This is a genomic window from Subdoligranulum variabile (genome assembly GCF_025152575.1).
GTDB classification, from domain to species: Bacteria; Bacillota; Clostridia; order Oscillospirales; family Ruminococcaceae; genus Gemmiger; species Gemmiger variabilis.
In genome coordinates this window covers 3,202,112-3,215,041 of record NZ_CP102293.1, presented here as the reverse complement: position 1 = coordinate 3,215,041, position 12,930 = coordinate 3,202,112, and the positions used below count along the sequence as shown (strand labels likewise).

At 51.5% G+C, this 12,930-nt stretch carries 12 protein-coding genes and 1 tRNA gene; 7 read left to right on the top strand and 6 right to left on the bottom strand.

The window, feature by feature from the left end; genetic code table 11:
* Window positions 1-22: 22 nt before the first annotated feature.
* Together NQ490_RS15195 and NQ490_RS15190 are read right to left on the bottom strand one after the other, a co-directional pair.
* Complete coding sequence (locus NQ490_RS15195) at window positions 23-1,354, bottom strand: MATE family efflux transporter (protein WP_040917550.1); 1,332 nt, start codon at window positions 1,352-1,354, stop codon at window positions 23-25.
* A gap of 187 nt (window positions 1,355-1,541) precedes the next feature.
* On the bottom strand, window positions 1,542-2,294 hold the full coding sequence (locus tag NQ490_RS15190; RefSeq protein WP_242654972.1) for an AraC family transcriptional regulator: 753 nt from the start codon (window positions 2,292-2,294) through the stop codon (window positions 1,542-1,544).
* 287 nt (window positions 2,295-2,581) lie between these two features.
* On the opposite strand from NQ490_RS15190, the gene gmd reads away from it, so the two are divergent.
* From gmd to groL, 7 genes are all read left to right on the top strand, one after another.
* Entirely contained in the window at window positions 2,582-3,670 is a 1,089-nt protein-coding gene (gene gmd, locus NQ490_RS15185) for a GDP-mannose 4,6-dehydratase (protein WP_007046295.1), read from the top strand.
* Window positions 3,671-3,757: 87 nt separating this feature from the next.
* Window positions 3,758-4,702 (top strand): GDP-L-fucose synthase family protein, encoded by a 945-nt coding sequence (locus tag NQ490_RS15180; RefSeq protein WP_007046296.1) that lies wholly within the window; start codon window positions 3,758-3,760, stop codon window positions 4,700-4,702.
* 31 nt (window positions 4,703-4,733) lie between these two features.
* Window positions 4,734-6,047: a sugar phosphate nucleotidyltransferase gene (locus tag NQ490_RS15175; RefSeq protein WP_007046297.1), complete on the top strand. Its 1,314-nt coding sequence runs from the start codon at window positions 4,734-4,736 to the stop codon at window positions 6,045-6,047.
* A complete protein-coding gene (locus NQ490_RS15170; protein ID WP_050764673.1) occupies window positions 6,016-7,026 on the top strand; it encodes a type I phosphomannose isomerase catalytic subunit in 1,011 nt (336 codons plus the stop codon). The genes NQ490_RS15175 and NQ490_RS15170 overlap by 32 nt, the downstream gene beginning before the upstream one ends.
* Window positions 7,027-7,111: 85 nt before the next feature.
* A tRNA-Thr gene (locus NQ490_RS15165) sits at window positions 7,112-7,187 on the top strand.
* Between the two features lie 283 nt (window positions 7,188-7,470).
* Complete coding sequence (locus NQ490_RS15160) at window positions 7,471-7,755, top strand: co-chaperone GroES (protein WP_007046300.1); 285 nt, start codon at window positions 7,471-7,473, stop codon at window positions 7,753-7,755.
* Between the two features lie 47 nt (window positions 7,756-7,802).
* Complete coding sequence (gene groL / locus NQ490_RS15155; RefSeq protein WP_007046301.1) at window positions 7,803-9,437, top strand: chaperonin GroEL; 1,635 nt, start codon at window positions 7,803-7,805, stop codon at window positions 9,435-9,437.
* 103 nt (window positions 9,438-9,540) lie between these two features.
* On the opposite strand, the gene NQ490_RS15150 is transcribed toward groL, so the two are convergent.
* Genes NQ490_RS15150 through NQ490_RS15135 form a run of 4 tightly spaced genes read right to left on the bottom strand, consistent with a single transcriptional unit; the run spans window position 9,541 to window position 12,905 of the window.
* Window positions 9,541-10,746, bottom strand: coding sequence for an ATP-grasp domain-containing protein (locus NQ490_RS15150; RefSeq protein ID WP_007046302.1), 1,206 nt, complete (start codon window positions 10,744-10,746; stop codon window positions 9,541-9,543).
* Window positions 10,743-11,594, bottom strand: coding sequence for a hypothetical protein (locus NQ490_RS15145; protein ID WP_007046303.1), 852 nt, complete (start codon window positions 11,592-11,594; stop codon window positions 10,743-10,745). The genes NQ490_RS15150 and NQ490_RS15145 overlap by 4 nt, the downstream gene beginning before the upstream one ends.
* A 12-nt stretch (window positions 11,595-11,606) precedes the next feature.
* Window positions 11,607-11,825 carry a hypothetical protein gene (locus NQ490_RS15140; RefSeq protein ID WP_007046304.1) on the bottom strand — a complete coding sequence of 73 codons (219 nt, stop codon included), beginning with the start codon at window positions 11,823-11,825 and terminating at the stop codon, window positions 11,607-11,609.
* Window positions 11,826-11,852: 27 nt separating this feature from the next.
* Window positions 11,853-12,905, bottom strand: a complete 1,053-nt coding sequence (locus NQ490_RS15135; RefSeq protein ID WP_147644654.1) for a hypothetical protein — start codon at window positions 12,903-12,905, stop codon at window positions 11,853-11,855.
* Window positions 12,906-12,930 lie beyond the last annotated feature (25 nt).

Genomic DNA, 12,930 nt, shown 5'->3' with positions numbered 1-12,930 from the left:
AGCACAAGTGAAAATCTTCGTTTTACGGAAGTTTTACACTCTTTTGATATACAACCACGGAGATTCCTGCCGAAATCACCTCGGTGATCCAGAAGGCATGCCAGACGCCCGTGGGGCCCATGGCACGGCAAAGGATCCAGGCCAGCGGCATGATCGCAAAGCTGTAACGAAACAGAGAGATAACCAGCGAGGCTGCTCCTTTACCGAGGCCCTCCAGCGCACCGGAAGAGGCAACAGAAACGGCAGAGATGATAAAGCCAAGACTGATGACGCGAAGTGCCTGCCGTCCAATGCGGATGGTTTCCGGGTTGGACGTGAACAAGGAAATCAACCGGTCGGAAAGCAGCAGACACAGCACTGTCCCCATCGCCATAATAGCAGCACAGAGCCACAGGGTCAGCCGATAGATTTTTCGAACACGCTTGGTTTCGCCGGCCCCATAATTGTACGCAATCAATGGCCGCATGCCTTGTACAATACCACTGCCCGGCAGATACAAAAAGGTCTGGAGCTTGTAGTAAATACCAAGCACCACCACATAGCTTTGAGAAAATACAGAAAGAATCCCATTCAAAAATGAAATCAGGACCGATGGAAGAGCCAGATTCAAGATGGCAGGAATGCCAATGGCATACAGCTGTAAATCCATTCTGCCGTTAGGGCACAGACAAGTACGTCGCAAATGAACAGGCAGGGAATGTGTTTTGTAATATACAAGATAAATACAAAGTGTCAGTGTCTGACCGATCCCGGTAGCCAGGGCAGCTCCGGCGATACCCAGTCTGGGAAAAGGCCCTATGCCAAAAATCATCATGGGGTCCAGCAGAATATTGCAGACGGTTCCGGCGACCAACGCACACATAGTGATTTTCATTTGCCCGATTGCCTGATACATTTTTTCAAAAGCCAACGACCCCATAATAATAATGGAAAAAGAAAAAGCGATGGTTGCATAGGTAGTGCCCATGTGGATAACAAGGGTGTTGTCGGTGAACGCGGACAAAAATTTCTGAACGACCGCAATGCTGATGATTGTGATCACGATACCGTGAAGCAGCGAATAGAGCATACCGTGGGTGGCAGCTGTATCGGCACGACACTGGGCCCCGGCGCCAAGGTGCAGCGCGATCTGCGCGTTGATACCCACCCCAAAACCGATTGCAATGGCGTTGATGAGGTTTTGCATCGGAAAAACCAGCGAGAGCGCCGTCATGGCTTCTTCACTGATCTGTGCCACAAAAAAGCTGTCCACAATATTATACAAAGCGTTTACCAGCATCGAAAATACCATTGGTAACGCCATAGAAGTCAGCAGGGGAAAAATCGGCTTTTCTTTCATAAAAGAGGTATTCATATACAGGATCCTTTCGCCCAAAAGCACACAAAAAAGCCACACAATGATCCAAATCAGACCATTGTGTGGCGAAAAGTAGCGTGACACTGTAAAAATCCACACGGTGTTTTATTGGTTTAACGATATCATAAATCGAAAGAACTGTCAAGCCGGGCAAAGGAGGGGGGAGGTGAAATCCTTCCATTCTTCACCACTGGCGGCGGTATTCCCCTGGCGGAACGCCCTCCACTTTTTTGAAGAGGCGCGAAAAATAGTTGGCATCATTCAGGCCGCAATCCTGCGCGATAGCCTCAATGCTGCGGTCAGTAAAGCGAAGCATCCGTTTGGCCTGAGTAATGCGCAATTGTACGAGGTAGTTTGTTACGGGCTGACCGAATTGCTCTTTAAAGACGCGGGTTAAATAAAATTTATTGATGTAAAATTTCGCAGAAAGATCGTCCAGTGTGATTTTTTCTGCAAAATGCGTGTCAAGATATTCCTTGATTTCCTGAAGATTTTGTTTCTTTCCGTGTGTCACACGTACAGTGCCTGGATGCCAGCTTTCTTCCATTAGAAGGGTCAAAAGTTCCACAAGCTTGCCATAAATCTGCATATCGCGCACATAGTCGTCGGACCCGGCCAGTTGGTACAGTTCCTGCAACAGGCGCGAAAAACGTTCCGGTTGGCGCGCACGAAACACTGGTTGGCCTCCGCGTTCCTCATACTTTTTGTAAATAGCTCCCATATTCGGGCCGAAAAAATGGACCCAGCGCAAATGCCAAAGATTTTCCCCGGTGCGGTGCAGATATGGTCTGCGGCAATCCAAAAAGGCACAGTCTCCAGTCTTCAGCCCGCGGTGCACCCCTTCATATTCCAGCGCACCGGAACCATGCTCTACCAGAAAAAACAGATAGGAGGAAAGATCCTTGCGTGCGCTGTCATGCGGCTGCCGAGCCTGCAAGTTGCCTACCTCCTGCAAATGCAGTAAACTGGCTCTGGCAAAGGGAGAAGGTGTGTAGATAATACGTCTGGAGTGTACCAGCTTTCCATCAAAAAGCGGCGTATCCGTAGAAGATCACCTCGTATCAGCTGTTTTTTATAGTATAGCAAGAAAGTCAATATAATGCTAGTCTTCTGCAAGATTTTCCCTGTATAAACAAAGAAAATCACGATACAATTGCAAACAGAAAAGAAGGGCCGTGTGGTGTGTTCTGTGCGGTTACCACAAGCAGAAAGGTGAAACAACGTATGAAAAAAGCATTGATTACCGGTGTAACCGGACAAGACGGAAGCTATTTGGCCGAATTCCTGATCGAAAAAGGCTACGACGTCCACGGCATGATCCGCCGTTCCAGTGTGGACTACCGGGAGCGCATTGCCCATCTGGAAGGGAATCCCCAGTTTCACTTGCATTACGGTGACCTGGGCGACTCCATCAGCCTGGTGAAGATCATCAGCGAAGTGCGCCCGGACGAGATCTACAACTTGGCCGCCCAAAGCCACGTGCAGGTCAGCTTTGACGTGCCGGAATACACCGCCGACGTGGTGGCTACCGGCGTGCTGCGCGTACTGGAAGCGGTGCGCGTCTGCGGGTTGGAAAAGACCTGCCGCATCTACCAGGCGTCCACCAGTGAGTTGTACGGCAAGGTGGAGGAAGTCCCCCAGAACGAAAAGACTCCGTTTCATCCTTACAGCCCCTACGCCGTGGCCAAGCAGTACGGCTTCTGGATCGTGAAGGAATACCGGGAAGCCTACAACATGTACTGCTGCTCCGGTATCCTGTTCAACCATGAATCCGAGCGGCGCGGCGAGACCTTCGTTACCCGCAAGATCACTTTAGCAGCGGCTCGCATTGCCCAGGGCAAGCAGGATAAGCTGTACCTGGGCAATCTGTCCAGCCTGCGCGACTGGGGCTATGCCAAGGATTACGTGGAGTGCATGTGGCTGATTCTGCAGCAGGACAAGCCGGACGACTTCGTCATCGCCACCGGCGAGCAGCACAGCGTGCGGGAATTCTGCCAGCTGGCCTTCCACGAGGTGGGCATTGAGCTGGAGTTCCAGGGCGAAGGTATGGAAGAAAAGGGCATCGACAAGGCCACCGGCAAGGTACTCATCGAGGTCAGCCCGGACTTCTACCGTCCCACCGACGTGGTTAACCTGTGGGGGGATCCCACCAAGGCCAAGACCGAGCTGGGCTGGAATCCCACCAAGACCAGCTTTGAGGAACTGGTCCGCCTGATGGTCCGCAGCGATATGCGCAAGGTAGCCGTGGAGCGTGCCGAAGAGAATGTGGACCTGTACAAGATCGAAGCCCTGGAGAAGGGCGTGCGGAAGTAAAATATCCGCCTGCAAGGGATAGAAAACGGCTTTTGCAATAACATTTCATTTACCTTGTTTCCAACAGTAGAAAGGAAGTCTTATCCCATGATGGATAAAAATGCCAAGATTTATGTGGCGGGCCACCGCGGCATGGTGGGCAGCGCCATCGTCCGTGAACTGCAGCGTCAGGGCTACACCAACATCATCACTCGTACCCACAAGGAACTGGACCTGACCCGTCAGGACGCCGTGGAAGAGTTCTTCGCCAAGGAAAAGCCGGAATACGTCTTTCTGGCAGCTGCCAAAGTCGGCGGCATCGTGGCCAATGAGGAAGCGCTGGCCGATTTCATGTATGACAACATGACCCTCGAGATGAACGTCATCCACTCTGCCTGGAAGAACGGCTGCAAGAAGCTGGAATTCCTGGGCTCCAGCTGCATCTATCCCCGCATGGCGCCTCAGCCCATGAAGGAAGACTGCCTGCTTACCTCCGCCCTGGAAAAGACCAACGAGGCTTACGCCCTGGCCAAGATTTCGGGCCTCAAATACTGCGAGTATCTCAACCGTCAGTACGGCACCGACTACATCAGCGTCATGCCCACCAACCTGTACGGCCCCAACGATAACTATCATCCCACCCACAGCCACGTGGTGCCCGCTCTCATCCGCCGCTTCCATGAAGCCAAGGAGCAGGGCCTGCCCTACGTCACCTGTTGGGGCGACGGCAGCCCGCTGCGCGAGTTCCTGTATGTAGACGACCTGGCCAACCTCTGTGTCTTCCTGATGAACAACTACTCCGGCAATGAGACTGTCAACGCCGGTACCGGCAAGGAACTCACCATCAAGGAACTGACCGAGCTGGTGGCCAAAGTAGTGGGCTACACCGGCGAGATTCGCTGGGATCCCACCAAGCCCAACGGCACACCTCGCAAGCTGCTGGACGTGAGCAAGGCAACCAAGCTGGGTTGGACTTACAAAACCGAACTGGAGGACGGGCTTCGTCTCGCGTACGAAGACTTCCTTCACAATCCCATGCGCGCAGAACGCTGATTACGGGTATTGACAGAAAAGGAAGAAGTTTATGCATATTATTTTGCTTTCCGGCGGTTCCGGCAAGCGTCTGTGGCCGCTGTCCAATGATATCCGATCTAAACAATTCATCAAGATATTTAAGACGGCGAACGGTTACGAGTCCATGGTCCAGCGTGTGTACCGTCAGATTACCGAGGTCGACCGTGACGCAACTGTCACCATTGCTACAAGCAAGACGCAGGTGAGTTCCATTCACAACCAACTGGGAGATGCCGTCGGCGTTTGTGTAGAACCCTGCCGCCGGGATACTTTCCCGGCCATTGCCCTGGCAACCGCTTATCTGCACGATGTGAAAGGGGTTGGACTGGAAGAGCCCGTCGTGGTATGTCCGGTCGATCCCTACGTCAACAACGATTACTTTGAAGCGCTCAAAAGGCTCTCGGATTTGGCGGAAGAGGGGCAGGCCAATCTGTCCCTTATGGGGATTGAGCCGACGTACCCCAGCGAAAAATATGGCTATATCATTCCGGAAACTGCCGATCCAGTCAGCAAAGTGAAGACCTTCAAAGAAAAGCCGGATACCAAAACGGCAGCAGAATACATTGCGCAGGGGGCCCTGTGGAATGGCGGTGTCTTTGCGTACAGGCTGCAGTATGTTTTGGAGCGTGCGCACCAACTGATTGATTTTACCGATTACCAAGATCTCTTTGCTAAATACGAAACCCTGCAGAAGATCAGCTTTGACTATGCTGTGGTCGAGAAAGAACCCAACATTCAGGTGATGCGCTTTGCGGGACAGTGGAAAGATATGGGAACCTGGAACACACTGACCGAAGCCATGGAAGATGCCAGCATCGGCAAGGCCATTCTGAACGATACCTGCGAAAATGTTCATGTGCTTAATGAGCTGGATGTGCCGGTTCTCTGCATGGGCCTGAAGGACGTGGTGGTTTCTGCCAGTCCGGAAGGTATCCTGGTTTCAGATAAAGAACAGTCCAGTTATATCAAACCCTACGTGGATGCCATTGACCAGCAGATTATGTTTGCCGAAAAATCCTGGGGCAGTTTTCGTGTGTTGGACGTGGAAGACGAGAGCATGACCATCAAAGTGACCCTGAATCCGGGCCACAGCATGAATTATCACAGCCACAACCGGCGTGATGAGGTATGGACGGTGATTTCCGGTACAGGGCGGACCATTGTAGACGGTATGGAGCAGCCTGTGCAGGCAGGCGATGTGGTTACCATGCAGGCAGGCTGCCGCCATACCATTATTGCAGACACCGAACTCAAGTTGATCGAGGTCCAGTTGGGCAAGGAGATCAGTGTGCATGACAAACAAAAATTCCCTCTCGAAAAATGAGCCGTTTTTGCTTTGCCCGGTAGGCAAAGACTATCTCTGGGGCGGGAACCGCCTGAACGACGACTTCTCAAAAGGAATCGACCTGCGTCCGCTGGCGGAAACGTGGGAGTGCTCCACCCACCCAGATGGCCTCAGCACGGTGGCCAGTGGGCCTTTCACAGGACAGACACTGCGGCAAGTCCTTTGCGGCCATCCGGAGTATCTTGGGACGCATCCCCGCACCCGTGATGGAGAATTGCCGGTTCTGATCAAATTCATCGATGCCAAAAGAGATCTTTCTGTACAGGTGCACCCCAGCGATGAATACGCCATGGAGCATGAACATGGCCAGTCTGGCAAAAGTGAGATGTGGTACGTCCTGGATGCAGCAGACGACGCCGAGCTTGTTTATGGATTCAATCACCCGATTGATCGGGAAACGCTTCGTAAAAGTCTTGAAAACGGCACGGTAGAAAACTATCTGCGGCGTGTGCGTATTCGCAAAGATGACGTGTTTTACATCCAGGCCGGCACAGTCCATGCTATAGGAGCAGGAGCGCTGATTGCGGAAATACAGGAAAGTTCCAATCTGACCTATCGTATGTACGATTACGGACGGGTTGATAAGAACGGAAAGCCCCGCACGCTTCATATCGACCGTGCTCTGGATGTGGCGCGCCTGGATAGCGGTGAGAATCCTCGTCAGCCGATGAGAGTTTTGAAATATACGCCTGGTTGTGCCAGCGAATTGCTGTGCCGGTGTAAATACTTCATGGTGGAACGGATGCTGATCAATACCAAACGCATCCGTCAGATGGCCGCTGTCTCCGCAGGGGAAAACTCTTTCCAGGTTTTACTGTGCGTGGATGGCTGTGGCGTTGCTTTCCCTGAGAGCGCGGAGGCAATTCCATTTTTCCGCGGGGATTGTTTGTTCCTTCCGGCCGACTCCGCTGTGGTTCGACTCCACGGATGTGCGCAGCTATTGAAAGTAAGTTGTTAAGAAATGCAGGCAACACTATACTTTTTTACCGCTAGGGCTTGACTTGCTCGTTAAAATCTGTATAATGGTAGTGTTGCTTCTGCGTGCTAGTATGGCTCAGTTGGTAGAGCAGCTGATTCGTAATCAGCAGGTCGTCGGTTCAAGTCCGACTACTAGCTCCAGATTAAAATCGCCGCAGCGTTTTGATGCGCTGCGGCGATTTTTTGTCTTTTTGAGGAATTGCAAATGCAGTGCCCCAGACTACTCAACGTAGCGCGAGAGCTAAAACACCTTCTCGTCTTTCTTTCCGCCTTGTTCCAAAATTTCAATTGTTCATAAAAATTTTATATCCAAACCCCTTGATTTTTTGTGGGAAAGTGGTTATTATATGTTTAGCACTCAAGAGAACTGAGTGCTAAACAAAATCTACAAAGAGAAATCTTTTAATAGGGAGGATCTTTCATTATGAAAATCAAACCTCTTGCAGACCGCGTTGTGATCAAGCTGGTCGAAGAAGAAGAAACCACCAAGGGTGGTTTGATCCTGTCCGGTTCCGCCAAGGAAAAGCCGCAGGTTGCCGAAGTTTTGGCTGTTGGCCCCGGTGGCATGGTTGACGGCAAGGAAGTCCAGATGATTGTCAAGGTCGGCGACAAAGTGCTGACCAGCAAGTATTCTGGTACCGAAGTCAAGGTTGACGGTGAAGAGTGCACCATCGTCCGCCAGAGCGACATTCTCGCCGTGGTGGAATAATTTTCCTGATTTTAACGCTTTTCTGAAATACAAAGGAGAAATGCTTTATGGCTAAACAGATTAAGCAGGGCGCAGAAGCCCGCAAGGCGCTGTGCGCCGGTATTGATCAGCTGGCTGATACTGTCAAGGTTACGCTGGGCCCCAAGGGTCGAAATGTGGTGCTGGCCAAGAAGTTCGGCAGCCCGCTTATCACCAATGATGGCGTGACCATTGCCAAGGAAATTGAGCTGAAAGATGCTTTCGAGAATATGGGCGCGCAGCTCGTTCGTGAAGTTGCCACCAAGACCAACGACGCTGCTGGCGACGGCACCACGACCGCTACCGTACTGGCGCAGGCTTTGGTCAACGAAGGTATGAAGAATGTTACTGCTGGTGCCAATCCTATGGACATCAAGCGTGGCATGCAGAAGGCGGTTTCCGCTGCTGTTGAGGCCGTCAAAGCCAACAGCCAGAAGGTTAACGGCAGCAAGGATATCGCCCGTGTTGGTACCGTTTCTGCTGGTGATGCCGAGATCGGCCAGTTGATTGCCGACGCGATGGAAAAGGTTACCGCGGACGGTGTTATCACCATTGAGGAAAACAAGACTACTGCCGAGACCTACACCGAGGTTGTGGAAGGTATGCAGTTTGACCGTGGCTATGTGACTCCCTACATGGTCACCGATACCGAGAAGATGGAGACCGTCTACGAAGATTGCTCTGTCCTGATTACTGACAAAAAGATCAGCGTCTTCCAGGATATTGTTCCTCTGCTGGAGCAGGTCATCCAGTCTGGCCGTAAGCTGCTGATCATCGCAGAGGATGTCGAAGGCGATGCTCTGTCCAACCTGATCATCAACCGCCTGCGTGGTGGCCTGAATGTGGTTGCCGTCAAGGCCCCCGGCTTCGGCGATCGTCGCAAGGAAATGCTGCAGGATATCGCTATCCTGACCGGTGGCACCGTGATCAGCAGCGACCTGGGCTACGAGCTCAAAGATGCTACCATGCAGTTGCTGGGCACCGCCCGTCAGGTCAAGGTGACCAAGGAGAACACCACCATTGTGGGCGGCAACGGCGATAAGAATGCCATTGCTGATCGTGTTGCCCAGATCCGCAACCAGATTTCTACTGCGACCTCCGATTTCGACCGTGAGAAGCTGCAGGAGCGCCTGGCCAAGATGGCCGGCGGTGTTGCCGTCATCAAGGTCGGTGCCGCCACCGAGGTCGAGATGAAGGATAAGAAGCTCCGTATCGAGGATGCATTGAACGCTACCAAGGCGGCCGTTGAAGAGGGCATCGTTGCTGGCGGCGGCACCGCTACCATCAACGCGATTCCTGCAGTCGACAAACTCGTCGATACTCTGGAAGGTGACGAGCGCACTGGCGCCAAGATCGTCCGCAAAGCGCTGGAAGCGCCTCTGCGTCAGATTGCAGCCAACGCCGGTCTGGAAGGCAGCGTCATCATCAACAACATTCTGAAAGCCAACAAGGCCAACTATGGCTTTGACGCTCAGAAGGAAGAGTATGTAGAGGATATGATCGAGGCTGGTATCGTCGATCCTACCAAGGTCACCCGTTCCGCTTTGGAGAACGCTTCCAGCGTTGCTGCGATGGTTTTGACCACCGAAAGCCTGGTTGCTGATCTGCCGGAACCGCCGGCTCCGGCAGCCCCTGCTGGCGGTGACATGGGTGGCATGTACTAATCCATTTTGTACAGTTTTGCGCTGAAATCACAGTAAAAATCCCTCCCGGATTCTGTAGGATCCCGGGAGGGATTTTTTGTATCTTTAAATAAAAAGTTACCGCTTACCGTTTCACTTTATGGGGGAGCAGAAAAGCCTTACGGACAAACTGATCTATTTCCGGCTTTTTGTCATAGCAACAAATCATCCATTCGTCGCCCATAGCGCCGGCCAATGCAGGCGGCATTTTTCCTACTCGGCAAAGGTGCTCACCGCAGGATATACACAACTGTTCTAAAGAATAAGCATACCGTACTTGTGTGCGGCGTCCCACATAAACGCAGAACCGTTTGGGGCCGATATATGTATGTCTGCTGGTATCGTGGGCCACCATGTCAGCATAGATCTGATAAACATCCACACTTTGCCCGTAATTGATCATCTCTGTTGTAAAACCGCCAGCAGGCCGCATATTGACTTCCAACCCAAGCAGGGTTCCTTTAGAGCCCAGACCGGGTTTATTCTGTGTCAGGCGGAAAAACTCAAGATGGAAAAAGCGGCGGGTTACGCCGAAGGCCTGCAGCGCTTTACGCCCGATCTGCTCAACATCCGCAGGAACGTGATCGTTTATATAGTAGTAAGTGGGAACGCCTTTGTTGACCATATCCATGATGGAATTGGGCGTAATATGGCTGACGGCGAAGAGCACCTTGCCCTGGGAATCGCAGATGCCGTCGTAGGTTGTGACAACACCTGGGACATATTCTTCCATTACGTAGGGAACCTGCGGAAGCGCAGCAAAAAAATTCTCTACATCAGCATCCTGCTCCAGCCGATAGGTGGCGTTGGCGCCGACACCATTATCGGGTTTTACGACCACCGGATATCCAACCTCTTTCACAAAAGCGAAGGCGGCTCTTCGGGTCGTAACTGGAATGCACCGTGCGCAAGGAATGCCCGCCTGCTGGTAGGTTTCCTTCATGGCCAGTTTGCTTTTCCAACCGTGAATTTCCGCGGATTTTGGGCCAGTTGTAATGTTGAAGGCAGTTCGCAGGGCTGCGTCCATCTCCAACCAATACTCGTTATTGGATTCAATCCAGTCAATCTTTCCGTAGCGGAAGGTGAAATACCCCACCGCACGAACCATGGCGTCATAATCTCCCAGGTCATCCAGACGGTAGTATTCCGTCAAGGCTTCCCGAAGATCCGAATGAAGCTCGTCATAGGGCGCATCCCCAAGTCCCAAAACATTTACGCCGTTTTCTTTCAGACGAATCGCAAACCAACGGAAAGTCTCGGGGAAATTGGGGGAAACCAGAATGAAATTCATACAAACGGCTCCTCCTTTTCATCGGCGGTTTCCGGGGAAGCACTGTCATTGGCTACCGGAATAAAACGTTTTACAAATTTGCCTTTGCCGCGACTGCGCACATAAAAATATCCGATAATGGAAAACACCAGTGCACCAATAAAGTTGACGAAGAGATCCTCCATCGTATCCATCAACCCGATATCGAGATACCCGCCTAGCCCTAACGCAGTCTGTGTGCCGTCGGCTTGCACAACAATCACATCCGTAATGTTGCGCAGAACAACCGGATGATTGCCGCCGGTGGGATCCAACATGATGGTGCCGATGTTGTGAACGATGGCATCCTTCTGCATGTCAAGAAAGAAAAAATGATCCATGGCGCATTCAAAAAATTCCCACACGACCCCTACTGTCATCGAAAAGCAGAAGGCAACAATGGCAAGATATAACGGAGAAAGGTGGAACCGGGCCCGGTTGTGCCGGTTCAGAATATCCAGCAGAGAAAAGCCGATGGCCGCACACAGAAAACCGTTCATCGTATGCAGGACCGTGTCCCAGTAAGGGAACGTCACATAGTACGCCCCGATTTCCCCAAGAATTTCAGCTGCATAAATGAACAAAAGAATGATGATTTCCAGCGTATTGGGCAGATCTATATCAAGTTTCCGCTCCAAAAGGGAAGGCATAGTGAAAAGAATCAGCGTGAGAAGACATAGGAAAACATTCTCGAAGTTCCGATTGAAAATTTGTGCCAGCAATACAAGCACTACGGAAGTGCGCAAAAAAATATAGACGATGGTGACTGCCTTTTTTTCCTGCCACACAGTTTTCAGGCTTTCCCGCCTGGATTGCTTTGGGTGTTCCATTGAAAACTCCTTTTACTCCAATGTGAAATCTTTGGGATCCAGTTCCGGCAGCACCTGACGATGGGGCACCCGCATCAAAGGGTCGTATTGGAAACGACGGCAAAAATAATAGGGTGATACCACACCTTTGAGCTTGCAGAGGATCATTTTAGGATCGGAGGCCGGTGTACCATGCAGGCAATAGGAGCAAGCTGGTGCAATTTTACTTCCGTAATAGGTCTTTTTGAACATATCCTCACCCCAAAGCCAACAAATATACTATTTATTATAAAAGTTTTGCCGGACCTTGTAAAGGGAAGCACAGAGAAACAAAAACACGATGATGGTGGCATCGATCGGGAGTCTCTGGGCGGTAATAACGCGCGGTGCCATACTCCGGTATACGGCAGTTGTACCTGGAAGAAAATATACGCAAAACCGTACCATAAACAAAAACATAATCAAGTGCAGGGCCCGGTGTACAAGCAACAATTTCATCGGGAGTGCTCCCTGTAGCAGCATGGAAAGCTGGACCCAGACGGAAAGTCCCAGCAGACTCAGGCAAATGCAACATCCATACAGCGCAAATCCTCCACCCAATGCGGCAAAATCTGCACAGCCTGCACTGATTTCAAGGCAGGCGCTTGTCAAAGGAACTGTCAAGCGATTGTCCGGGAGCATCGGCAACAAAACTGCCTCTGCCATACGAAAAAACAGAACACAGCCGCATACCTGCAAACTGCTGCTTACAGCGTTGTTGATGGAAATCGACAGCGATGGCTGTTTGGGGACTTTATTCGGTGCGTCGCTGTGGCATGAGGAATTTTTAGGCAGAAGGCTGAGGCAGAAAGCTGCTGCAAGCAGATTTGCCGCCAGTTGTAGTAAATACAAAAGCACACCGAGACGAAGATTTCCCAGCAGCAAACCTCCCACACACCCAATGACAAACCCCGGGCTTGAGCAACACCCCAGTAAAAGGACTAGTGATGCATCCCGTTCGTCCAGCAACTGACTGCGGCGAAGCTCTCCAACAAGACGCGCGCAAACTGCATATCCTCCCAGCCAGGAAATTAAAATAACGAGAATGCCGATGCTATTTTGCATTCCCAGACACCGCGCCGCCGGACGAAAACAATCTCCACGAAACGGACAAGACAACAGCAGATCCGTCAGAACAAAAAAAGGAAACAACGCCGGCAAAACGGTGTCCACGCAAAGGCGAAGCCCGCTTTCAAAGCCCTGGGCCGCCAGCTGCGGTTCTTTCAGAAAAAGCGTTCCCAGCAAGCTGCAGAAAAGCACCGGTAGGCATACAGTTTTTCCAGGCTGATACATAGAAACCACCTCCGTGGGCGTATAT

Excerpts from the sequence above, each read along its gene's own strand:
- NQ490_RS15195 (WP_040917550.1), bottom strand. The coding sequence starts at position 1,354 with ATGAATACCTCTTTTATGAAAGAAAAGCCGATTTTTCCCCTGCTGACT.
- gmd (WP_007046295.1), top strand. The coding sequence starts at position 2,582 with ATGAAAAAAGCATTGATTACCGGTGTAACCGGACAAGACGGAAGCTAT.
- NQ490_RS15180 (WP_007046296.1), top strand. The coding sequence starts at position 3,758 with ATGATGGATAAAAATGCCAAGATTTATGTGGCGGGCCACCGCGGCATG.
- NQ490_RS15175 (WP_007046297.1), top strand. The coding sequence starts at position 4,734 with ATGCATATTATTTTGCTTTCCGGCGGTTCCGGCAAGCGTCTGTGGCCG.
- NQ490_RS15170 (WP_050764673.1), top strand. The coding sequence starts at position 6,016 with ATGACAAACAAAAATTCCCTCTCGAAAAATGAGCCGTTTTTGCTTTGC.
- NQ490_RS15160 (WP_007046300.1), top strand. The coding sequence starts at position 7,471 with ATGAAAATCAAACCTCTTGCAGACCGCGTTGTGATCAAGCTGGTCGAA.
- groL (WP_007046301.1), top strand. The coding sequence starts at position 7,803 with ATGGCTAAACAGATTAAGCAGGGCGCAGAAGCCCGCAAGGCGCTGTGC.
- NQ490_RS15150 (WP_007046302.1), bottom strand. The coding sequence starts at position 10,746 with ATGAATTTCATTCTGGTTTCCCCCAATTTCCCCGAGACTTTCCGTTGG.
- NQ490_RS15145 (WP_007046303.1), bottom strand. The coding sequence starts at position 11,594 with ATGGAACACCCAAAGCAATCCAGGCGGGAAAGCCTGAAAACTGTGTGG.
- NQ490_RS15140 (WP_007046304.1), bottom strand. The coding sequence starts at position 11,825 with ATGTTCAAAAAGACCTATTACGGAAGTAAAATTGCACCAGCTTGCTCC.
- NQ490_RS15135 (WP_147644654.1), bottom strand. The coding sequence starts at position 12,905 with ATGTATCAGCCTGGAAAAACTGTATGCCTACCGGTGCTTTTCTGCAGC.